The 20,468-nt window shown below is 66.9% G+C and carries 24 protein-coding genes and 1 tRNA gene; 5 read left to right on the top strand and 20 right to left on the bottom strand.

Annotated elements, in window-relative coordinates; genetic code table 11:
* Positions 1-109 precede the first annotated feature (109 nt).
* A complete protein-coding gene (locus DU502_RS18510; protein WP_199722681.1) occupies positions 110-1,009 on the top strand; it encodes a PGF-CTERM sorting domain-containing protein in 900 nt (299 codons plus the stop codon).
* Here the strand turns inward: DU502_RS18510 and fer are convergent.
* From fer to DU502_RS02920, 14 genes are all read right to left on the bottom strand, one after another.
* Complete coding sequence (fer, locus tag DU502_RS02985; protein WP_121919852.1) at positions 1,006-1,653, bottom strand: ferredoxin Fer; 648 nt, start codon at positions 1,651-1,653, stop codon at positions 1,006-1,008. The two genes, DU502_RS18510 and fer, sit on opposite strands and share 4 nt — an antisense overlap.
* Before the next feature lie 110 nt (positions 1,654-1,763).
* Positions 1,764-2,261 carry an AN1-type zinc finger domain-containing protein gene (locus DU502_RS19015; protein WP_121919853.1) on the bottom strand — a complete coding sequence of 166 codons (498 nt, stop codon included), beginning with the start codon at positions 2,259-2,261 and terminating at the stop codon, positions 1,764-1,766.
* A gap of 99 nt (positions 2,262-2,360) precedes the next feature.
* A tRNA-Pro gene (locus tag DU502_RS02975) sits at positions 2,361-2,433 on the bottom strand.
* 50 nt (positions 2,434-2,483) lie between these two features.
* Positions 2,484-3,074, bottom strand: a complete 591-nt coding sequence (gene trmY / locus DU502_RS02970; RefSeq protein ID WP_121919854.1) for a tRNA (pseudouridine(54)-N(1))-methyltransferase TrmY — start codon at positions 3,072-3,074, stop codon at positions 2,484-2,486.
* Positions 3,075-3,103: 29 nt separating this feature from the next.
* On the bottom strand, positions 3,104-3,625 hold the full coding sequence (locus tag DU502_RS02965) for a hypothetical protein (RefSeq protein ID WP_121919855.1): 522 nt from the start codon (positions 3,623-3,625) through the stop codon (positions 3,104-3,106).
* Entirely contained in the window at positions 3,622-4,695 is a 1,074-nt protein-coding gene (locus tag DU502_RS02960; protein WP_121919856.1) for an ABC transporter ATP-binding protein, read from the bottom strand. The genes DU502_RS02965 and DU502_RS02960 overlap by 4 nt, the downstream gene beginning before the upstream one ends.
* The gene (locus DU502_RS02955) at positions 4,692-5,813 is read right to left on the bottom strand and encodes an ABC transporter ATP-binding protein (RefSeq protein ID WP_121919857.1); all 1,122 of its coding nucleotides are present in this window, start codon (positions 5,811-5,813) and stop codon (positions 4,692-4,694) included. The genes DU502_RS02960 and DU502_RS02955 overlap by 4 nt, the downstream gene beginning before the upstream one ends.
* A complete protein-coding gene (locus DU502_RS02950) occupies positions 5,813-6,832 on the bottom strand; it encodes an ABC transporter permease (RefSeq protein WP_121919858.1) in 1,020 nt (339 codons plus the stop codon). Before DU502_RS02950 ends, DU502_RS02955 begins: the two co-directional genes overlap by 1 nt.
* A 2-nt stretch (positions 6,833-6,834) precedes the next feature.
* The gene (locus DU502_RS02945) at positions 6,835-7,782 is read right to left on the bottom strand and encodes an ABC transporter permease (RefSeq protein WP_121919859.1); all 948 of its coding nucleotides are present in this window, start codon (positions 7,780-7,782) and stop codon (positions 6,835-6,837) included.
* Between the two features lie 6 nt (positions 7,783-7,788).
* On the bottom strand, positions 7,789-9,426 hold the full coding sequence (locus tag DU502_RS02940; protein WP_121919860.1) for an ABC transporter substrate-binding protein: 1,638 nt from the start codon (positions 9,424-9,426) through the stop codon (positions 7,789-7,791).
* Positions 9,427-9,484: 58 nt separating this feature from the next.
* Positions 9,485-10,510, bottom strand: coding sequence for a DUF4350 domain-containing protein (locus tag DU502_RS02935; RefSeq protein ID WP_124897001.1), 1,026 nt, complete (start codon positions 10,508-10,510; stop codon positions 9,485-9,487).
* Positions 10,497-11,399 carry a S49 family peptidase gene (locus tag DU502_RS02930; protein WP_394338925.1) on the bottom strand — a complete coding sequence of 301 codons (903 nt, stop codon included), beginning with the start codon at positions 11,397-11,399 and terminating at the stop codon, positions 10,497-10,499. Before DU502_RS02930 ends, DU502_RS02935 begins: the two co-directional genes overlap by 14 nt.
* 73 nt (positions 11,400-11,472) lie before the next feature.
* Positions 11,473-12,234, bottom strand: coding sequence for an ABC transporter permease (locus DU502_RS02925; RefSeq protein ID WP_121919863.1), 762 nt, complete (start codon positions 12,232-12,234; stop codon positions 11,473-11,475).
* Positions 12,231-13,181: an ABC transporter ATP-binding protein gene (locus DU502_RS02920; protein WP_121919864.1), complete on the bottom strand. Its 951-nt coding sequence runs from the start codon at positions 13,179-13,181 to the stop codon at positions 12,231-12,233. Before DU502_RS02920 ends, DU502_RS02925 begins: the two co-directional genes overlap by 4 nt.
* Before the next feature lie 233 nt (positions 13,182-13,414).
* On the opposite strand from DU502_RS02920, the gene DU502_RS02915 reads away from it, so the two are divergent.
* Complete coding sequence (locus tag DU502_RS02915) at positions 13,415-13,666, top strand: hypothetical protein (protein ID WP_121919865.1); 252 nt, start codon at positions 13,415-13,417, stop codon at positions 13,664-13,666.
* On the top strand, positions 13,667-14,731 hold the full coding sequence (aceA, locus tag DU502_RS02910) for an isocitrate lyase (protein ID WP_121919866.1): 1,065 nt from the start codon (positions 13,667-13,669) through the stop codon (positions 14,729-14,731).
* A 37-nt stretch (positions 14,732-14,768) separates the two neighbouring features.
* On the opposite strand, the gene DU502_RS02905 is transcribed toward aceA, so the two are convergent.
* The 6 genes from DU502_RS02905 to DU502_RS02880 are packed head-to-tail and all read right to left on the bottom strand — an operon-like array spanning position 14,769 to position 17,201.
* Entirely contained in the window at positions 14,769-15,107 is a 339-nt protein-coding gene (locus DU502_RS02905) for an AzlD domain-containing protein (RefSeq protein WP_121919867.1), read from the bottom strand.
* Positions 15,104-15,781 (bottom strand): AzlC family ABC transporter permease, encoded by a 678-nt coding sequence (locus DU502_RS02900; protein ID WP_121919868.1) that lies wholly within the window; start codon positions 15,779-15,781, stop codon positions 15,104-15,106. Before DU502_RS02900 ends, DU502_RS02905 begins: the two co-directional genes overlap by 4 nt.
* A 56-nt stretch (positions 15,782-15,837) precedes the next feature.
* Positions 15,838-16,161, bottom strand: coding sequence for a hypothetical protein (locus DU502_RS02895; RefSeq protein WP_121920128.1), 324 nt, complete (start codon positions 16,159-16,161; stop codon positions 15,838-15,840).
* Positions 16,162-16,205: 44 nt separating this feature from the next.
* Positions 16,206-16,475: a hypothetical protein gene (locus DU502_RS02890; RefSeq protein WP_121919869.1), complete on the bottom strand. Its 270-nt coding sequence runs from the start codon at positions 16,473-16,475 to the stop codon at positions 16,206-16,208.
* Positions 16,472-16,756: a ubiquitin-like small modifier protein 1 gene (locus tag DU502_RS02885; protein ID WP_121919870.1), complete on the bottom strand. Its 285-nt coding sequence runs from the start codon at positions 16,754-16,756 to the stop codon at positions 16,472-16,474. The genes DU502_RS02890 and DU502_RS02885 overlap by 4 nt, the downstream gene beginning before the upstream one ends.
* A gap of 58 nt (positions 16,757-16,814) precedes the next feature.
* Entirely contained in the window at positions 16,815-17,201 is a 387-nt protein-coding gene (locus DU502_RS02880) for a hypothetical protein (RefSeq protein WP_121919871.1), read from the bottom strand.
* 393 nt (positions 17,202-17,594) lie between these two features.
* Here DU502_RS02880 and DU502_RS02875 point away from each other — a divergent pair, with 393 nt between their 5' ends.
* Complete coding sequence (locus DU502_RS02875; protein ID WP_121919872.1) at positions 17,595-18,989, top strand: MEDS domain-containing protein; 1,395 nt, start codon at positions 17,595-17,597, stop codon at positions 18,987-18,989.
* Positions 18,989-20,464, top strand: a complete 1,476-nt coding sequence (locus tag DU502_RS02870; RefSeq protein ID WP_121919873.1) for a sensor histidine kinase — start codon at positions 18,989-18,991, stop codon at positions 20,462-20,464. The genes DU502_RS02875 and DU502_RS02870 overlap by 1 nt, the downstream gene beginning before the upstream one ends.
* Positions 20,465-20,468 lie beyond the last annotated feature (4 nt).

The raw sequence follows: 20,468 nt of genomic DNA, 5'->3' as shown, positions 1-20,468 counted from the left end.
ACTCACAACCGGCAGTAGGAACCTTCCCCCCACTAATCGTCGCGTACCGGACGCGACCACGGGGTTACGGGGTCTATATTTATGTGTTCGTTCGCCCAATAATAGTTCAGTGACACGATACACGAACGGTCTCACGGTCGCCCTCCTCGTCGCCCTCCTCGTCGGCGCGGTTGCCCTCCCCGCGGTTGCCGTGAGCGAACCACGCGACAGACCGGCGGACACCGCCCCACCAGTACAGGTGTATGTGAGCGAGACGCTGAACATCTCGGCGGCGCGACTGTCCGGCGGCGGAACCGTCGGCACCGGTCCGACGACCTTCACCACCGTCGGAGGAGGCGCGTCGTTCACGGTCGATTCGACGAACGCCGACTTCGACGGCGTCGCTCCCGGCGCGTACTACGCCGAGAACGACAGCGACGTGCGGGCGGACCTCCGCGTCACGCGGCCGGAAGTATCGACGCTCGAACTCCGTGACGAGCGATCACAGAGCGTCGGCGGCGGGAGCGTCGATCCGGAGAACTTGGACCGACTGACGATCCTCGCCCGCTACAACTTCGAAGAGGCGGATCGGCTCAACGTCTCCGTCGTCGGGCCGTCCGGCGAGGAAGTCGCCACCACGCGGATCACGGAGAGCGGTCAGCGCGTCACCGTCGATCTCGAACCCACGCCGGGACGGTACACGGTCACCGCAACCGGGAGCAACATCGAGGCCGGCACCCGAACCGCGACGGTGCGCGTGCGGGGTGCGACGCCCACCCCGACGGCGACCCCGACCGCCACGCCGATGCCGACCGCCAGTCCGACAGCGGCGGTGACACCGACGGCGACACCCGAACCGACGGCGACGGCCACCGCGACGCCGACAGCCACGCCCGAACCGACGGCGATGCCCACGACCACCCCAACCGCCACACCGACCACCACGGCCGGTGACGGCCCCGGCTTCGGCATCGTGGGCGCAGTGCTGGCGCTCGGCACGCTGGCACTGTACGGCCGTCGACGACGCTAATCGACTGACTGCGTCCGCTCGAACCGGTACGCCGGTAGCCGGAGTTCGTCGAGTTCCGGCATGTGTTTGACGTTGTAGACGACCTGCATCTCGGCCGTCGCCGGAGCGCCGATACAGGAGAGGTGGATGCCACGCTCAGTCATCTCCGTGGAGAGGACGTGATCGATAGGCATCGTCATCTCGCCCTCGACGACCGCGACGGCACAGTTCGCACACGCCCCGCCGCGGCAGGCGTAGGGCCACGCGAAGCCCCTGTTTTCGGCCGCTTCGAGCAGCGTCTCGCCGGGTTCGACCAAGAACTCGCCGTAATCCTGCGGGTCGAGACCCGCATCCGCGGCCGTCGCGAACAGGTCGTCGTCGTCGAGCGACCACCCGCGGTCGTCGATCACTTCGTAGTTGAGATACTCGACCCGAGCGCCGGCGTCGTGGTGGTGGTCCGCCTCGTCGGCGGCGTCTCGGTCGATGGCGGCTTCGCCGTTCCGCATCGCCACGATGCGTTCGTACGCCGTCTTGACTCGCTGGAAGGCGCGCGCCGACCCGCCCTGATCCGGGTGCGTCTCCATGATGCGGCGGCGATAGGCCTGATCGATTTCGGCGTCGTCGGCGTCAGGGTCGACCCCCAGAACCTCGAACGGAGCGTCCACGTCTGAGGGTAGGGGGGTGAACGGTTAAAGGCTGTTCCGGACGGGCCGAGTGACTCCCACACGGCGGCCGCACCAGCCGAGAGCGAGACCACCGAGCAGGATGCCGAAGACTATCGACCGAGAAGATCCAATAATCGCCCGAAAAACGACTCTCGAACGGGTGTCGAGTCCGATTCGTCGTCGGTGTCCTCGGTAGTGGCGACACAGTCGTGGTCGTCGGCCGTTCGGCATGCCGGACAGACCGACTGGCCACAGTCGCCGCAATCGAGAATGCGATCCGTAGATGCACCGCAGTTCGGGCACGTTAGCACGTTCGTCGTGTCCGTATCGTCGTCTTCGTGCTCCCGTCGTGCCTGCCGATACTCGGCGGTCGGCGGGTTATCCCGTGAAGTCTCTTTCTCACGGACCCGTTCGATCCGCTTCGTCCACGTTCCTCGACGATCATCTATCGACGGACCGTCACCCCCGAGTCCCCGACTCAGTATAGTCGGCCTATCAGGACAGTCGTGATTCTCCGGGAGACGGTGTTCGGAGCAGTGGCGCCGTTCACAGTAATTGCACCGTATGAGGTGCTCGGCGTGAGCGTCGCAGAAACTGCAAGTGGCCATCGACGCACGATACCGGTCGTCGGCGTATGGTACTTACGACCACCCGAGAGCCGTCGCTCACTTCGCTCGCTCCGCTCGTCGGTTCGAAAGTGGGGAAAATGGGCCGGCACGAATTTGAATCGTGGTTACGGCCACCCGAAGGCCGAAGGATACCAAGCTACCCCACCGGCCCGCAGTCGAACGAACGCCAGCGCCGAGTTTAACAGTTGTGATTCCCGGGCTTCAGTAGGACCGAAACCCCTCGGTGTCGAGGTAGTTGTGCGCGACGACGATAGCGTGGTCGGCGTGGAGCGCCGTCGGCCCGAGACGGACGCGCGCGTCGGCTCGTTCGGCCAGCAGGTCGGCCTCGGCGGCCGTAAAGTCGTGGTGATCGGAGAGGACGAAGACGGGGTCGACCGGCGGTTCGGTGTCGACGACGGGGGTGCCGTCCTCGTGAAGGTGGACGAGCGTGCCGTCCAGCGCGTCGACAGTCGCCTCGAATCCGCGGCGGCGGATCGAGACGCCGGGACTCGACTCGACCGGCTGGTGGCCGATAGCGTCCTCGCGGCGCTCCAAGGCGTTGCGGATCAGCGCCGCCGTACTCCGCTCGTCGGGGTTGAGCCGGCGGAGGTCGCTCCCCTCGAACGTGACCGTGAACTCGTCGGCGAGGACGAGGTGGGCGCGCACGTCCTCGCGGATGGCGTGCGAGAGGAAGAAGGCGGAGTTGACACACCGACAGAGCACGTCGAGGCGCCCGGCTGCGCCCGCGAGGTCGTCGAGGGCGAAGTCGGGCGTCGTGGGGGCGTCGTGACCGACGACGACGAACTGGCGCATGGTCACCCTGCGCGCCCGCTGGCCTTGGGCTATTCGATGTGGACGGCTGTCGTCGCCGCGAGGCGGTCGGTCGGGTCGGCGACGAGGAGGCGAACCCCGATAGTGTGTGCGCCGGGGGCGACGGCCACCCACTCGTCGGCGGCGACGCGGATGCGCTGGTACCAGACGGCCTCGAAGGTCTTGGTCTCGCGGCGGGCGAGACGGAGAGTGCCGGTCTCGTCGGGGAGCGAATCGAGTTCGGAGGCGCGGTCCACGCCGTCGACCGACCACGTCCACGGGACGGGCGCGGTCGTGCGCAGTTGAAGCGGGAGGGGGAAGCGGTTGCGGACGGTGACGCGGAGACGAACGGGCTGGTCGGAGGCGTAGCTGTCGCGGTCGGTGTCGCAGTCGACGACGAGGGCGCGGCGGCGGAGGGCGCGAGGGAGGAGCGCGTGACTCGCCTTCGCGGCGTCGAACGAGCGGGTGGTCGACGGTGCGGGCGGCGTGTTCGGATGGTCGTCATCGCGGGCGAGGGCGTCGGTGCGCTCGGCGCGGCGAGGGGGACGGGTCACTGGTCGGCCTCCGGGTCGACATCGAGTCGTTCGTGGTAGGGGCAGGCGATGGCGTGGGTGTGGTCGGCATCGTCGTCGCCGGCGCCGATACTGGAGTGGTCGCCGGCGCCGATACGGGCGCCGGCGACGGGGGTGAGGTCGGGGTGATCGTCCCACTCGTCGCAGTCGTCCTGCACGATGGGACAGCGGGTGTGGAACTTACAGCCGTCGGGCGGATCGGTCGCAGAAGGGACGGTGCCGTCGAGGACGACCCGTTCCCGATCCCACTGCGGGTCGGGTTCGGGGACCGCCGAGAGGAGCGACCACGTGTAGGGGTGGTAGGGCGGCGAGAACACCTCCTCGACGGTCCCGACTTCGACGAGTTCGCCGAGATACATCACCGCCACGCGGTCCGCGAGATGCTGGACGACCGAGAGGTCGTGGGCGATCAGGAGGTAGGTGAGGCCGAACTCGTCCTGCAGGTCCGCAAGGAGGTTGAGGACGCCGGCCTGCACGGACACGTCGAGGGCGCTGACGGGTTCGTCGCAGACGACGAACTCGGGGTCGACAGCGAGGGCGCGAGCGATGCCGACCCGCTGGCGCTGGCCGCCGGAGAGTTCGCGTGGGTAGCGCGCGGCGTGACTCGGGCGGAGGCCGACCGTCTCCAGCAGCTCCGCGATCCGACGGTCACGCTCGGCGCCCGAGGCGATGCCGTGTACGTCCAGCGCTTCGCCGATGGCGTCGCCGACGGTGAGCCGCGGGTCGAGACTCGCGGTCGGGTTCTGGAAGACGTACTGAAGGTCGCGCCGGCGGGTCCGTAGGTCGGCGGCGGAGAGGGTTCCGAGGTCGTCGCCGCGGTGACGGACCGTCCCCGCAGTCGGTTCGTCGAGGTGGAGGAGCGTCCGCCCGAGCGTGCTCTTGCCACAGCCAGATTCGCCGACGAGCGCCAGCGTCTCGCCGGGGTAGATGTCGAGGTCGATGCCGTCGACAGCGCGGACCCACCGCCGTCGGCCGAGCAGTCGAGCGAGAAACGAGTCCTCGGTCGGGTAGTGTTTCACCAGTCCCTCGGCGCTGACGAGCGGGTCGGTCACGAGTCGGCCTCCGCGTCGTCTTCGTCTCCCGCGACTTCGACGAAGAAATCGAGATCGCCGTCGAAGTCGGCGTCGTCGACGTAGGCGAGGCAAGCGGCTTGGTGGTCGCTGGCGTCGGCTCCGCTCTCCGAGGCGCGTCGCGCCTTGCCGTTGCCGGCTTCACCGGCTCCGCTCTCCGAGGTGCGCCGCACCTCGCTGTCGACGCCGACCAGCGGCGGATCGCGTTTCGTGCAGGCGTCCTCGGCGTAGGGACATCGGGGGTGGAAGCGACAGCCCGGCGGCGGCGAGGCGAGGTCGGGCGTGGTGCCGGGAATCGTGGCGAGACGGTCGCGGTCGTCGCCGATGCGCGGGATGGCGCTCAACAGGCCGGCCGTGTAGGGGTGGCGTGGGTGGTAAAACAGGTCGCCGACGGACGCACGCTCGACGGCCTGTCCGGCGTACATCACCAGCACGCGATCACAGAAGCCAGCGACGACGCCGAGGTCGTGGGAGACGAGTTGCACGGCGAGGTCGTCGGCCGCGAGGTCGTCGAGGAGGTCGAGGAGTTGGGCCTCGATGGTCACGTCCAGTCCCGTGGTCGGTTCGTCCGCGATCAGGAGGTCGGGGTCGCCGGCGAGCGCCATGGCGACGACGACCCGCTGGGCCATGCCGCCCGAGAACTCGTGGGGGTACTGGGTCGCGCGGGTCGCGGGGTCGGGGATGCCCACGCGGTCGAGGAGGGCGACGGCGCGGTCGTGGGCGGCCTCGCCCTCGCGGTCGGTGTGGACGCGCACCGCCTCCGCGACCTGCTCGCCGACGGTGTAGACGGGATTGAGCGCCGTCTCGGGGTCCTGAAACACCATCCCGATCTCGCCGCCGCGGAGGCGACGAAGCCGTTCGGGTGAGGCACCGACGATTTCCTCGCCGTCGAAGCGGATCGATCCGCCCTCGATCCGTCCGGGATCGTCGAGCAAGTCGAGAACGGCGAGGGCGGTGACGGTCTTGCCCGCGCCGCTCTCGCCGACGATGCCGAGGCGTTCGCCGCGGTCGAGAGTGTAGGAGAGGTCGTCGACGGCTTGCACCACGCCGCCCTCGGTGTAGAAGCGCACGTCGAGATCCTCGACTTCCAACAGCGCCATCAGCGCGCCTCCCGGGTGCGGTAGCGGTCGGTGTCGGCGTCGGGGTCGAGGGCGTCCCGGACGCCGTCGCCGACGAGGTTGATCGAGAGGACAAAGAGGAAGATGGCGAGGCCGGGGAAGACGGTGACCCACCACTCGCCGCCGACGAGGGTGTCGCGGCCGGCGGAGAGCATCGACCCCCACTCCGCGGTGCCGGGTTCGAGGCCGAGGCCGAGGAAGCCGAGCGCCGCCGCCGAGAGGACGACGGTGCCGACGTTGAGCGTCGCCTGCACGATGACGGGGGCGATGGCGTTGGGGACGACGTGGCGCCGGAGGATGTGGCCGTCGCTCGCGCCGAGGGCTTGCGCCGCCAGCACGTAGTCGCGTTCGCTCACGCTCAACACCTCGCCCCGGATGAGGCGGGCGTAGCTGATCCAGCCGACGGCGACGAGCGCGACGACGAGTTTCCAGAACCCCTGCCCGAACACCGCGACGAGCGCGATGGCGAGAACGAGGAAGGGGAAGGCGTAGAGCACGTCGACCAGTCGCATGATGGTCTCGTCGACCCAGCCGCCGGCGTAGCCCGCAACGGCGCCGAGGGGGACGCCGACGAGGAGGGCGAGGCCGACGGCGACGACACCGATGGAGAGGCTGTAGCGCCCGCCGTAGAGGACGCGGGAGAACACGTCGCGGCCGGCCCAGTCGGTGCCGAAGGGGTGGGACAGGGAGGGCGGACGGTAGGCGGGGGCGACACCCGAGGCGCCGGGGTCGTACGGCGCCAGCGCGACCGGTTGGACGACGACGCCAGCCACCTCGACGGGCCGAGCGAAGACGGCGAGGAGAGCCATGACGACGATGACGGCGAGTCCGGCGACGGCGGCGCGGTCACGGCGGAATCGAGTCCAGGCGCGGCGCCAGCGGTCGGTCGTGGGGGTGTCGACGGTGGCAGTCGTCTCGGCATCCGAATCCCTCTCGTCCGCGTCGCTCCCGAACCCACGCACACGGAGGCGGCCACGGCCGTCGAGTGGATTTCTGGACATGATCAGTAGGCGATGCGGGGATCGAGCCAGGCGTACAGTACGTCCGCGAGCAGGTTGGCGAGAACCACGGCCGTGGCGACGAGCAACACCACCGCCTGCACGACGGGGAAGTCACGCTGGAGGATGGCGCGAACGAGCAGACGACCGAGGCCGGGCCACGAGAACACTCGCTCGATGACGACGGCGCCGTCAAGGAGGAAGGCGACCTGTACGGCGGCGACGGTAACGACCGAGATGAGCGAGTTGCGGAGGACGTGTTTGACGACCACGGTCCGTTCGTCCAGCCCCTTGGCGCGGGCGGTGCGGACATACTCCTGCCGGAGTTGTTCGGTGACGGCCGAGCGGGTGAGGCGAGTAAAGAGCGCGGCCGAGGCGGTGCCGAGGGTGATGGCCGGGAGGACGAGGAAGGCGAGCGACTCGGGGGCGAACAGCGGGGCGATGGGTGGGATGACGCTCACGAGGTTCAGGTGGACGCCGAACAGGAGGATGAGCAGGAGGCCGAGCCAGAAGTTCGGGGTGGCGATGCCGGCGAGGGCGACGACGCGACTCCCCTCGTCGACGAGCGTCCCGCGACGGACGGCGGCGAGGACGCCGGCCGGGACGCCGACGAGGAGGGCGATCAGGAAAGCGACGCCGCCGAGAACGAGCGTCTCGGGGAGGCGCTCGGCGATGGCGGCGCGGACGCTGCGGTCGGAGACGACCCGGTCACCGAAATCGAGATGGAGCACGTCGTTCAGCCAGAGCAGGTACTGTCGCCAGAGCGGTTCGTCGAGGTGGTACTGGGCGCGGAGCGACGCCCGGAGTTCGGGCGTCGCCTCCTGAAACTGGAGGACGTAATCGACGGGCGTGCCCGGCAGGAGTTTGACGAGGCTGAACGTGAGCACGGAGACGCCGAAGAGGATGGGGAGGGTGAGGAGCGTCCGCCGGAGGACGTAACGCCGGAGCGACATCGGCGGCTATCCGCCCCCGAGGGAGGTGTAGGTGTTCGCCCACGGCGCGTAGATGGCGGTGAACTCCCCGGAGTCGAGGGGGTAGGTGCGAAATCCCTCGACGGTGTCGGAGCGGAACGCCTCGATTCGCGTACCGAACCGGACGAAGGCGACGGGGGCGTCGGAGACGATGCGGCGCTGGGCCTGTTCGTAGAGTTCGCGGCGCTCCGCGGTGTCGTAGACGGTGAGCGCCTCGTCCAGGAGGCGGTCCACCTCGTCGTTGGCGTAGTGAGCGGCGTTACAGCACGAGGGCGTCGACTGCTCGCCGTGGAACACGCTGCGGAGGTAGGTGTCGGGGTCCCAGCCACCGGACCAGCCGAGCGCCATCATGGCGTCGGAGCGGTGGGAGTCACCGGCGAGCACGCGCCCGACGTACGTGTTCCACTCGAACTGTTCGAGGGACACGTCGAAGTAGTCGGTCCGGTTCAGTTCGTCGCGGACGAGTTGCGCCCACCGCACCCGGTCGCCCGTCTCGTTGGTGACGATGGTCGTCTCGTACGGCGGCGAGATGTCGAGGGCGGAAAAGCCCCGCTCCAGCAACTCGCGGGCCTGCTCGGGGTCGTAGCGCATGTACTCCTCTCCCATCTCCTGCAGGAACGACTCGGAGGTGTAGTCGGAGAGGAGCGGCGAGATCGGGGCGTACGCCGGCTGACCGATGCCACCGTACACCGAGTCGATGATCTCCTGTCTGGGGACGAGGCGGGCGATACCCTCGCGCACGTCGCGGTTCGAAAACGGTGAGGTGGCGAGAGGGAAGACGAGCATCTCGAACCCGCCGGCGAGGCGTTCGGAGACGGTGATGGCGTCGTCGGCGCGCAGGTCGGCCACCGCGTCGGCCGGCGGGTTGTTGGCGAGGTCGATGTCGCCGGCCCGGAGGGCGGCCACCTGCGAGGACTGTTCGACGATGATGCGGAAGGTGAGGGTCTCGATGGGCGGAGTGTCCGGGACGCCGTCGCCGTCATCGGCTTCGCCCTCCCCTCCGTACCAGTGGTCGTCGTTGCGGACGAGTCGATAGAGTCGGTCGGGTTCGTGCGTATCGAAGGCGTACGGGCCGGTGCCCACGGGACCGTTCGAGAGGTCGAGGGCGTCCGTCGCGGCCGCTTCTGGGACGATTGGGACGCCACCGAGGGAGAGCTGAAACGGGGCGTAGGGTTCCGAGAGGGTCACGTCGAGCGTGTAGTCGTCGCGGATGGTCGCGTCGTCGTACCAGAGGTACACGTCGGACTCGCGGGGCGTGCCCTCGTAGCGCTCGAAGGTAGCGACCACGTCGGCGGCGGTGAGGTCGCTCCCGTCGTGGAAGGTGACGCCCTCGCGGAGGGAGATGCGCCAGGTGCGGTCGTCCCGCTGGTCGACCGCGGTGGCGAGCGTCGGGCGGACGGTACCCTCGAAGTCGACGGAGACGAGCGGTTCGTAGACGAGGCCGAAGGCCTTGCGTGACGTGGTGTCGTTGGCCTGTGTCGGATCGTACGTGCTCACGTCGGCGCCGAGGGTCGCGACGAGTTCCGAACCGTCACCGGAGCCGCCGGCACAGCCGGCGAGGCCGGCAGCACCCGCCGCTCCCACCCATCGCAGCAGTCGACGGCGCGATGTGGTGAACGGTGGCATACTACCAGTCCGGCGGCCGACGCCGAAATATGCTACGATTGGGCGAACGACACCGGCGTCAGGCGGGCGCCGGGGTCGGCGGCGGGGTCGGCTGCCCACCACCGCCGCTCTCGCCACCCGCCGGCGGTCGCTGCGGCTGGTCCGCACCGGGCGGCCTCGGCGCGCCGGGGCGCTTGTCGCCGCTCACGAGGAAGTCCGCGAGGTTGCCGATCAACACGTCGTTGTCGGCGTCGTAGGCGTTCTCGCGGGTGACGAAGTCGGTGTCACCGACCGCGGTGACGTTGCCGCTCCGGGCGAGCACCGCGTACTGCCCGGGATCGCGGGTCGTCGACAGGTGCGTGCCGTCGGTGCCGACGAGTGCACGCGTGGCGCCGGTCGTCCGGAGCGGAACGGCCTCGCGCATCACGACGCGGTCGACGCCAGCGGTGAGATCGGTGTCAGCCGTCGGCCGGGCGTAGATGCTCTTGTAGTTGTTGTCGTTCTCGTCCATGTTGTAGAGGTAGCCGGAGCCGTACGCCACCCCGTAGGTCGATCCGAGCGCCGTCGTGCGCGGGGCGGTGGGCTGGAGGCTGCCGAGGCCGAACAGGAGGCCGCCGGAGGCCTGCACGGACGGCGGGTCGCCCATCACGAGGACGCGTCCGCCGGCGTCGGTGAAGGCCTCGACGCCCGCGAGTTCGTCGCTCGTGTAGCGCCGCTGGGGGCTGGCGACGAGGAAAGCGTCGGCCGAGCGGAGCGACTCGTTGAGGCTCTGGCGCTGGCCGCGGTAGAACCGAATCTGGTGCCCGTTCTCGACGAGCGTGGAGAGGAGGGGTTCGAGCTGCGTCTTCGAGATGCCGTTCTCGTGCCCAACGTCGACGAGGACGGTCTTACCCGTGGCGTCGCTCTCCATGCTGATTTCGCCCTCCTCGGTCGTCTCGTCGGGGAGGATGGTGCCGGGCTGGAACTGCTGGTTCTCGACGCTCACGGGGTCGCTGTCGCCGTCATCGGCCGAACCGAGCGCGTAGGGCGCGACGGCTGCACCGCCGACGATGGCGGCGACGATAACGACGAACACGACCGCGAGTCTGGACTTAGGCGCTGACATTGCCGATCACCTCGTCTGTCGTCTGAACCTCGCCGTACACCATCAGGAAGGTGGGCGTGTCGACGGCGTCGTAGCCGGCGGGGCTTTTCTCGACGACGACGGTCCCGCCGTCGTCCGTACTGAGCAGGATGAGGCCGCCGGCGCGCGGCGGCTCCTTGCGGACGACCTCGTAGTCTTCGAGGTCGGCCGCCTCGGCCGCCGCGTCGATGGCCTCGGGGGTCGACCCAATCTGGTCGGCCATACCGTTGTCGACGGCGCTGGCGCCGGTGTACACCTTGGCGTGTGCGACCTCGGTGCGCGAGAGGCCGAGTTCGTCGCCGCGGTGTTTCATGACGCTGCCGACGAACGCGCGCTGGAGCGTCTCGATCTGTGCGCGGCGCTGGTCGGCGGTCGTACTGGCCTTGTCCGGGCCGCTCTTGATCTCGCCGGGGAGCGAGGGGCCGGGCGCCGCGCCGCGGACGCCGACGCTCCCGACGATGGAGGCCGGGGTGACGTAGATGTCACGCGCGGGGAGCATCGCGTAGTAGGCGCCGGACGCGCCGGTCGATTTGACGCTCGCGACGACGGGCATCACCTGCGCCGTCCGCTGGACGGCGAGGTAGAGTTGTTCGCTCGCGGCCGCCGAGCCACCGGGGCTGTCGACGTTCAGGACGACCGCGTCGATCGATTCGTTCTCGCGGGCCTCGCGGAGGTCCTCCTGCACGGCGGTGACCGAACTGGAGGAGATGAAGCCCTCGACGGAGATGACGGCGACGCGACCGTCGGGGGCTGTCGCCCGGTCGTAGGCGACGGGTGCGAGGACCGCACTCAACAGGATGGCCGCGGCCACGACGAGGGCGTACGACTGGGCCCTCGACAGTGACGCGCCATCGGAGTCGTCGGACATGATGCAGGTCGGCGTGCGGACGCCGTCCCGTAATAGACTGGCTTGGCGAAAACGCGGATTGTACCTTGGGAAGGGTTCACTCGGTCAGCCCGTAGCCCCGACGGAACAGCGCGATGTCGAGGGCGACGACGGCCGTCGCGAGGCCGGCGAGGACCGCGAGGGAGACGTTCGGGTCGACTTCCGACGCGCCGAGGAAGCCGTACCGAACCCCGTTGACCATGTAGACCATCGGATTGAGATAGGAGAGGGTCTCCAGAAGCGGCGGGAGTTCGGCGATGGAGTAGAAGACGCCGCCGAAGAAGACCAGCGGGCGGAGGATGAACTGATTCATCATGGTGAGGTCGTCCCAGTCGTCGGCCCAGAGGCCGCCGACCACGCCGATGCCGGCGAAGAGGACGGTGATGACGACGCCGAAGCCGACGAGATAGAGCGGACGTGTGACGCCGACGGAGGTGAAGGCGGCGCCGACGAAGGCGATGAGGACGCCCACGATGGCCCCGCGGGTCGCGCCGGCGAGGACGTACGCCGCCGCCATCTCCGTGTAGGAGAGCGGCGAGGTGAGGGGTTCGTGGATGTACTCGTTCCACCGGCCGTGGAAGATGGAGAAGGCGGCGTTCTCGAAGGCGTTGGAGATGGCGCCGAGGACGACGAGGCCGGGGAGGATAAAGAGGATGTACGGAATCCCCTGAATCGTGTCGATGCGCTGGCCGAGGATGACGCCGAACACCGAGAAGTAGAGGACGTTCGTGATCAGCGGCGGCGCGAAGGTGTTCTTGGGACGCCGGAGGAACCGGAGAATCTCCCGGCGGGTCAGCGTCTTGAGGCCGACGACGCTCATGGTCGCCCTCCGTCGGTGACCGCCGAGTCGGTGCGAGTCATCTCGACGAACACTTCCTCCAGCGACGTGCGCGACACGTCGAGGTCGACGATTTCGTAGCCCGCCGAGTCGAGTTCGCGCACGAGGTCGGGGGCGACGAGACCTCCGCGGGACGCGGCGACGACGAGGCGACCGTCCTCCACGTCCACCGCCTCGACTTGCCCGTTGCCAGCGGCGATGGCGGGCGCCGACTGGATCGGCTCGCGGAACGTGACCGTGATGCGGTCGGTGCCGCGGTCCATGAGTTCGTCCGGCGTACTCACCGTCACGACCTGCCCACTGTCGAGGATGGCCACCTCGTCACAGAGGCGTTCGGCCTCCTCGATGTAGTGGGTCGTGAGCAGGATGGTCGTCCCCTGTGCGTTGAGGTCGGTGATGAGGTCCCAGAGGTCGTGGCGGAGCTGGACGTCGACGCCGGCGGTCGGCTCGTCGAGGATGAGGAGGTCGGGGTCGGTGACGAGCGCCCGCGCGATGAGGAACCGGCGTTTCATGCCGCCGGAGAGCCAGTCGAAGCGGGTGTCGCGTTTCTCGTAGATGCCGACCTGTTTCAACACCTCGTCGGCGCGCTCGCGCGCCTCGCTCGCGGGGATGCCGTGGTAGCCGGCTTTGTGCTCCAGCACTTCCCGGATCGGGAAGAAGCGGTCGACGTTGAACTCCTGCGGCGCGAGGCCGATGCAGTTGCGGGCCTCGCGGTAGTCGTCCTCCACGTCGTGGCCGAACACCCGCGCCTCGCCGCCGCTCTTGCGGACGAGGCCGACGAGGACGTTGATGAACGTCGTCTTGCCGGCGCCGTTCGGACCGAGCAAGCCGAAGAAACTCCCCTCGGGCACCGTCAGCGACACGCCGTCCAGCGCCGTCACGTCGCCGTAAGCCTTCCTGAGATCGTCGATCTCGATCGCTGCTACCATCTATCCGTCCTCGGCGCCGGACGGAATTAAGCTCCGTGAAGTGGGTCGCCGTCCATGAGTATTGGTACCAAGACGCATTTAAGGCAGTGGAATCAACATTAACGAATATTATCATTATAGATCATTAACTTTATTTGGTCCCGTGCCATCCCATCGGGTGCAATGCACGTACGCGACTCCGCCGCCGAGGCGAGCCGGATCGCTAGACGACCACCACGCGACACAACACCACCATGCAACCCACGACCCGACGCGACGACGAACTAGCCCAGCAAGCCCCGCTCGTTCCCGACATCGGCCGTGCAGACGACACCCGCACGGACGGGGGACAGACGACCCGCGAGACGCCTCCGACACGGCGGACGACGCCGACCGACACCGAGACCCAGCGAACGTACGACGACGAGATGGCACAGGAGGCGCCACTCGTCCCCGATCTCGGCCGCCCGAACCGTTCCCGAACTGACGACCCAACGGACATCTAAATGACCCCAGAAGACCTCGACACCGACACGGTCACGCGCGATATCGACAACCCCGCAGCGGTCCAGTTCCGTGAGCAACTGGCGAACCAGCAGTTCGTGTTCGCCCCCGGCCTCTACCACGCCCTCGACGCCCGTCTCGCGGAGATGACGGGCCACGACGCCGTCTACATGAGCGGCTACTCGACCGTCCTCGGCCAGTTCGGCTTCCCCGATCTGGAGATGGTGACGATGACCGAGATGGTCGAGAACGCGAAGCGGATCGCGGAGGCGACGACCCTCCCCGTGATCGCCGACTGCGACACCGGCTACGGCGGCATCCACAACGTCCGCCGCGCCGTCCGCGAGTACGAAAAGGCGGGTGTCGCGGCGATCCACATCGAGGATCAGACGACACCAAAGCGCTGTGGCCACATCGCGGGCAAGCAGATCATCTCCCGCGAGGACGCCGAAGCCCGCTTCAGCGCCGCCGTCGACGCCAAGCAGTGCGACGACACCGTGATCATCGCTCGCACCGACGCCTACGGCTCCGCCAACGGCGACTGGGAGGAGCACCTCGAACGCGGACGCATCTACGCCGACGCCGGGGTCGACCTCGTCTGGCCGGAGATGCCCGACCCGTCCCGCGAGGACGCGATCAACTACGCCGAGACCATCCACGAGACCCACCCGGATCTGGATCTCGCCTTCAACTACTCCTCCTCGTTCGCGTGGTCCGAGGAGGAGGACCCGCTGACGTTCGCGGAACTGGGTGACCTCGGCTACAAGTACATCTTCATCACCCTCTTCGGCCTCCACTCCGGCGCCCACGCCGTCTACGAGGACTTCAAGCGCCTCGCGGAGGACGACGAAGAAGCGCAGTTCGACCTCGAAGACCGCTACCTGGGCCACCCGACGGAGAGCCACCACGAACTCTCCTTCGTCAGCAAGTACCAGGACATCGAGGCGCAGTTCGACCCCGAGGCTCGTCGGCGGATGGAGTCCTCGAAGGGCTTCAGCGAGGAGGCCAGCGACCCCATCTCCTCGGAGGAACGGGAGGAGACGGCGCCGACGAACGACGACGACTGACCGAATCGTCACTCATTTTTCGCGCTTCGCGGCGACGCTACAGCACCGCCCCGAACGTCCAGAGCGCGAACAGCCCCACGGCGATGGTGGCGAACATGTTGTCGGTGTACCACGCCACCAGCGCCGCGACGACGCCGGCGAGAAAGCGGCCGTCGACGACCGTCGCGACGACCGTCGGTCCGGGGTCGACGATCGAGGGCGCCACGAGCGCCGCCAGCACCGCCGCGGGGACGAACCGGAGGCCTTCCTCGACCCGCGGCGGCACGCCGTCGATCCGTCCGAAGAGGTAGATGAAGGAGTAGCGGATGGCGAAGGTGGCGACGCCGACGGCGAGGACGACCGCCCAGATAGCGAGCGGGCCGTAGTCCGTCGTCATCCGTCCCTCCGATCGACGAGGACGCCGGAACCGACGCCCGCGAGTGCCCCGCCGATGAGGCCGAGATTCAGCGGCCAGTTCACACCGACGACGGCGACGCTCCCCCCGATCAGGGCGGCGACGAGTCGCGGCCGATCCGACACCTCGGAGACGAGAAGCGTCAGGAACACGAGGGGGACGGCGAAGCCAATGTTCCACTGCTCGGGAATGCCCGTCCCGAGGAAGACGCCGGCGATGGTGGCGAGCTGCCAGATGGCCCAGACGGCGCCCGCGGCGCCGAGGTAGTACCACAGCCGACTCGTCCCCTCGTCGTCGGCGAACTCGGTGATCGACAGCGCGTAGCCAACGTCGGTCAGCAGGTAGGAACACACCAGCTCCCAGCGCCGCCGGAGCGACTCGAAGTAGGGCGCGATGGAGGCCGAGTACATCGCCATCCGGAGGTTGATCACGACGGCGGTGACGACGACGACGGCGAGAGAGGCGTCCTGCGCGAGGAGGTCGACCGCGGCGAGTTGGGACGCGCCAGCGAAGACGACGAACGACAGACCGATCGCCTGCAGGGGCGAAAGGCCGGCGTTCACCGCGGCGATACCCGCGACGAGGCCGAACGGGACGAGACCGAGGAGGGAGGGGAGCGCCGCCCGGACGCCGGCGCGGAAATCGTCGGGGAACATGGATGCCCGTGCGCGAGCGTCCAGTAACGACCTTTCGGTTTCCCGGTCGCCGTCACTCACCGACCGACGACGACTGCCTCGCGAATCTCCAGCGCCGTCTCGAACTCCTCGTCACGGTCGGTGTCGGAGCCGATACGGCGGAGCTGTTCCGCGTGCGTCCGGGCGACTGCCTTCCGCTCTCGGTCGGTCAGGTCGAGACGGTCACCGATCGTCTCCCAGTGACCGGTCGGGACGAGAAACACCTCCCGTTCGTCGCTCTCGGCGACGCGCTCGAACTCGCGGCGGTACGTGTCGACCCGGTCGGCGAGGTGGGCCTGCACGCGCGACAGCAGGTCCGACAGGGTTCCGGGGTCGACGCTGGCTTTCGCCGAGGCGAGCATGAACACCTGCCCGTCGATTGGCGAGTTCGACGCACCGGACACGGTCAGCCTCCCGCGCGCATCGCCTTCTGTGCGAAGCGTTCGATGAGCGAGTCGAGCATCTCCGGATCACCTTCGAAGGTGAGGTCGACCTGCGTCAGCGACACCGACGGCCCGATGCCGACGGTCTGCTCCGAGAGGTCGGCCGCCCAGTCGTCGGCTTCGACCCGGTCGTCGTCGACCTGTTCGGCGCCGAGGTTCTCGAGATACTGGATCGCGAGTCGCTTCGAGATGCCCCGGAAGGAGCGCTCCCGGCGGACCCAATCCTCGCTCATGCGCCGCCTGCCACCGGTGGGAATATCGACAGCGTATCGCCGTCTTCCATCACCGTCTCCGGCCCCTCCATGTGGAGCACTTCCCGCCCGTTTTTCAGGATATTGAGATTCGGCTGCAGTTCTCCCTGATCGTCCAGCAGTTGGCCCTCGAGGCCGTTGTACTCGGACTCGAGGGTCAGGAGAACGTCCCCGACGGTCGCACCGTCCTCGAACCCGTGTTCGAGGGTCTTCTGCCCGACCGCCTCGCGGAACGTCGCGAAAAATCGCAGTTGCAGATCCATGTCAGTCGTCAAGTGCGCCAGCGTAAAAAGGGACGCGACAGCGTGCGGAACGGCTACCCTACCGATCGCGCAGGCGGATACCGTCCTCGACGGTCCGGTAGTTGCGCTCCTGATCGATGCGCTCGGCGACCCAGCCGACCTCCTGAATCTGCATGATCAGGTCGGCCTGCAGGTTTCGCCACGAGATAGCGTAGATGGGCGACTGCCCCCACGCCCGGAGTTCGGGGACGAACTCGTCGTACTGTTCGAGTTGATCCTCCAGCCGTTCGAGTACACTGACGACGGCCTGTGCGGCCTCACGTTCGTCCTCGGCCGCCGACACTGCCTCGTTCAGCCGGGCTTCGAGGCCGGCGACCGCCCGCTGCATGTCCTGCTTGGCTGCCTGGTCCTCGTCGGGGAGCGATTCGAGAATCTGCTTCGGCACGCCGAGATCGAACTCGTCCATACGAACGGGTGGCCCGCGAGGGGTAAAAGCGTCCCGCACTCGTACGAACCGACGGTCGGAAGCCGGTGTTCGCGAAACGGATCGGGGCAGCGCGTCGCGACGGTAGCGTGTCCGGCGCAACTCCTCGACGAAGCCCCGCTAAACGCTGTCCAACCTACCAACACGATCTCTGAAAGGAGTCCGGTATGTATCGGCTAGGTCGATATGTGCAGAGACGTCCAGAACGCCGTTACGTGTACACCTCCACCAATACTGTATTTGGAGATGTGATCGAAAATCACGCCATATACGGACTCTCCATGTCCTACGAGCCACTCTGATCAGCGCCGAATTTCCCTCGGCTAGTGATTATTTGCGTAAAACACTCAAGACAGTAGTGAGAGGGAGGGGCGTATGGATACGGCGTCGGACAGGGAGGATATCGAATTCCTCCGACGACAAGACAAACTCGCTCTCATCGAGGCGTTGCGATCACTCGAAACACACGATCACCTCGCCCTGATCTACAAGACACGGGAAGAACAGTTCGACGCTGCGATTCCCTTCATCGCCACTGGACTCGCACACAACGAGAAGTGTATCTACATCACCGACGACAACGCGGCAGAGGACGTGATCGAAGCCGCATCCACGTACGGGATCGACGTTCAGGATGCGCTAGCGACGGGCGACCTCGAAATCGCGGACCCGTCCGAAACCTACCTTCAGGGCGGCTATTTCGACCCTGACGAGATGGTCGAGTTCCTGCACGAGGCGGTCGAGAAGGCCAAAGCGGCAGGCTATTCCGCATTACGGGCGACCGGCGAAATGACGTGGCAACTGGGCGGCGATCCAGGAACCGACGCCCTGCTCGAGTACGAAGCCAGATTGAACGACTTCCTCGATGCGCACGATTGTCTCGCCATCTGCCAGTACAACTACGAGCGGTTCAGTCCGGAGGTTCTCCGCGAGGTGATCAGGACACACCCCGATCTGGTGTACGGGTACACCGTGGCGGAGAACTTCTATTACGTTCCTCCGGACGAGTACCTGGATCCGGACGCGGAGGCAGATCTCGAGCGGTGGCTGACGAACATCGCAGAACGCGAGCGGATGAAGCGTGACCTGCAAAATCGGGAGGACCAGCTCGACATCCTCACGACGGTGCTCCGACACCGGCTCCGGAACGACACGAACCTGATCCAGGGACTGGCCGAAGAGCTAGAGGAAACGCTCTCTGGCGAAGAACGAGAGCGGGCAGCGAAGATCGTCGACGTCGGCAACGAGCTGATCGACCTGTGCGAAAAGGCCGGGACAGCCGAGCAAATCATCCAGGCCCAGTCGTCCGTCACGCCGACGGATTTACCGCGACTGGTCGAGACACACCTCGACGCGTTCCGAAGTCGGTACCCCGACTCGACCTTTCGGTTCGAAACCGAGGTCGAAGACGTGTGTGCGCTGTGTGCCGATCAGTTCGGAACGGCGCTGGACGAACTCATCGAGAACACGGTGAAACTCAATCGGAAAGAAACCTGTGAGGTCGAAGTCACGGTGACGCGCAGGGAGCCAGGAGCCGTCGACCTCGATATTGCCGACAACGGGCAGGGAATTTCGGAGATGGACGTGAAGACGCTCACGGGAGAGCGAGAGATCGATCCGCTGTACCACGGGAGTCGCGTCGACCTCTGGATCGCCCACTGGCTGGTGACGCGCTCTCGCGGCGAACTCCGGTTCCGCGAAAACGACCCCCACGGACCGATCGTGACGATCCGTCTCCCACAGGCCGAATCAGCGGTGGACTCAGTCTAATGCGATCTGAAAGCGCCAGTCAGCGCCTCGTGTGGGCAGGGACGATCTGTGCGATCGGACTCGTCCTGTTGCTCGCGAACGTGCCACACCTCCTCAGAGAGGAGGGACCGCTCGCGTACGCGCTGGGTGTGTTCTTTCCGATGGTGTTGGCGAGCGGACTCACCACGGCCGGGTACTGGGTGTATCGAAGCGACCTGAACGGCGAATTTCTGCCTCGCGTCACTGCGTGGACCGTGAGTGGCATCGTGGCCATGGCGATCGTCACCGCCGCGATGCTCGCCTACCAGTTCGCGGAGGGTTCTCGAATAATCACGACACACCTCCCGTTCGTGTTGCTGAACCTGTTGACGACGGGCGGTCTCGGTGGCGTGCTCATCGGCATCTACGATGGATTCCAACGCCAGCAGCAACGGCTCACCGAGCAGGATCGACAGCGATACCGTTCCCTCCTCGACGCCGTCCCCGACGCAATCTTCGTCGCGCGGATCGCGACGGGCGAGATCATCGATGCGAACAGAACCGCCGAACAGTTGCTCGATCGTCCCAGAGAGGATATCCTCGGCAGGGATCAGACGAGCCTCCATCCGGACGAAAATCGCGATCAATACGCCGAACTGTTTGAGGGGCACGTGGCCGCTGACGAGGCGGTCGAGACGAAACTGCCCGACGGCTCGGATATCCACGTCGTCACCGCCGAGGGGGAGCACGTCCCGGTCGAAATCAACGCCAGTCGGTTCGCGTACCGGGACGATCCTCGATTCATCGGCGTTTTCCGCGACATCTCGGATCGACGGGTTCGAGAGCAAGAGTTGCGTAAACGAACCGAACAACTGGAAGTTCTCAACCGCGTCATTCGTCACGATATCCGCAACGACATGAACGTCATCACGGGATGGGTGGAGACGCTTCCCGAACACGTAGACGAGGACAGCGAGGAGATTCTCGATCGAATACAGGAGACCAGTCACCACGTGACCGAACTCACGGAGATTTCCCGGGACTACGTCGAGATCATCTCCGGCAGTAGTTCGGCTGAACTCCACGCCGTTTCGCTCTCCGACGCCGTTCGCAACGAACTCGTCACGCGACGGGAGACGTATCCCGAAGCGGAGTTTCGCCTGGAAGCAGACCTTTCGGAGATCGAGGTGCGAGCGAACGAACTCCTCTCCTCCGTGATCCGGAACCTGTTGAACAACGCAGTCCAACACAACGACGGGGAGACGCCGACAGTCACGATCGACGCCGACCGAACCGAGGAGTCCGTGATCATCAGCGTCGCCGACGACGGTCCGGGAATTCCGGACTCGCAGAAAGAGACCGTGTTCGGGAAAGGCGAGAAGAACCTCGACAGCGCAGGCACGGGTATCGGCCTGTATCTCGTGAAGCGACTCGTCGACGAGTTCGGCGGCGACGTCTGGATCGAAGATAACGATCCAAAGGGAGCGATCTTCAAGGTGCAACTCCAGCGTGCGTGAGCGC

The sequence above is a fragment of the Haloplanus aerogenes genome, from assembly GCF_003856835.1.
GTDB lineage: Archaea > Halobacteriota > Halobacteria > Halobacteriales > Haloferacaceae > Haloplanus > Haloplanus aerogenes.
The sequence above is the reverse complement of the archived record's forward strand: the minus strand, read 5'-3'. Positions and strand labels throughout refer to the sequence as shown.

What these genes read in the sequence shown, in the direction of transcription:
- DU502_RS02895 (WP_121920128.1), bottom strand. Translation starts at nt 16,161, where the DNA reads ATGCTCGCCTCGGCGAAAGCCAGCGTCGACCCCGGAACCCTGTCGGAC.
- DU502_RS02885 (WP_121919870.1), bottom strand. Translation starts at nt 16,756, where the DNA reads ATGGATCTGCAACTGCGATTTTTCGCGACGTTCCGCGAGGCGGTCGGG.
- DU502_RS19015 (WP_121919853.1), bottom strand. Translation starts at nt 2,261, where the DNA reads ATGGCCACTTGCAGTTTCTGCGACGCTCACGCCGAGCACCTCATACGG.
- DU502_RS02935 (WP_124897001.1), bottom strand. Translation starts at nt 10,510, where the DNA reads ATGTCAGCGCCTAAGTCCAGACTCGCGGTCGTGTTCGTCGTTATCGTC.
- DU502_RS02900 (WP_121919868.1), bottom strand. Translation starts at nt 15,781, where the DNA reads ATGTTCCCCGACGATTTCCGCGCCGGCGTCCGGGCGGCGCTCCCCTCC.
- DU502_RS02955 (WP_121919857.1), bottom strand. Translation starts at nt 5,813, where the DNA reads ATGGCGCTGTTGGAAGTCGAGGATCTCGACGTGCGCTTCTACACCGAG.
- DU502_RS02950 (WP_121919858.1), bottom strand. Translation starts at nt 6,832, where the DNA reads ATGTCCAGAAATCCACTCGACGGCCGTGGCCGCCTCCGTGTGCGTGGG.
- DU502_RS02890 (WP_121919869.1), bottom strand. Translation starts at nt 16,475, where the DNA reads ATGAGCGAGGATTGGGTCCGCCGGGAGCGCTCCTTCCGGGGCATCTCG.
- trmY (WP_121919854.1), bottom strand. Translation starts at nt 3,074, where the DNA reads ATGCGCCAGTTCGTCGTCGTCGGTCACGACGCCCCCACGACGCCCGAC.
- DU502_RS02870 (WP_121919873.1), top strand. Translation starts at nt 18,989, where the DNA reads ATGCGATCTGAAAGCGCCAGTCAGCGCCTCGTGTGGGCAGGGACGATC.
- DU502_RS02880 (WP_121919871.1), bottom strand. Translation starts at nt 17,201, where the DNA reads ATGGACGAGTTCGATCTCGGCGTGCCGAAGCAGATTCTCGAATCGCTC.
- DU502_RS02875 (WP_121919872.1), top strand. Translation starts at nt 17,595, where the DNA reads ATGGATACGGCGTCGGACAGGGAGGATATCGAATTCCTCCGACGACAA.
- DU502_RS02915 (WP_121919865.1), top strand. Translation starts at nt 13,415, where the DNA reads ATGCAACCCACGACCCGACGCGACGACGAACTAGCCCAGCAAGCCCCG.
- DU502_RS02905 (WP_121919867.1), bottom strand. Translation starts at nt 15,107, where the DNA reads ATGACGACGGACTACGGCCCGCTCGCTATCTGGGCGGTCGTCCTCGCC.
- aceA (WP_121919866.1), top strand. Translation starts at nt 13,667, where the DNA reads ATGACCCCAGAAGACCTCGACACCGACACGGTCACGCGCGATATCGAC.
- DU502_RS02920 (WP_121919864.1), bottom strand. Translation starts at nt 13,181, where the DNA reads ATGGTAGCAGCGATCGAGATCGACGATCTCAGGAAGGCTTACGGCGAC.
- DU502_RS02925 (WP_121919863.1), bottom strand. Translation starts at nt 12,234, where the DNA reads ATGAGCGTCGTCGGCCTCAAGACGCTGACCCGCCGGGAGATTCTCCGG.
- DU502_RS02945 (WP_121919859.1), bottom strand. Translation starts at nt 7,782, where the DNA reads ATGTCGCTCCGGCGTTACGTCCTCCGGCGGACGCTCCTCACCCTCCCC.
- DU502_RS02940 (WP_121919860.1), bottom strand. Translation starts at nt 9,426, where the DNA reads ATGCCACCGTTCACCACATCGCGCCGTCGACTGCTGCGATGGGTGGGA.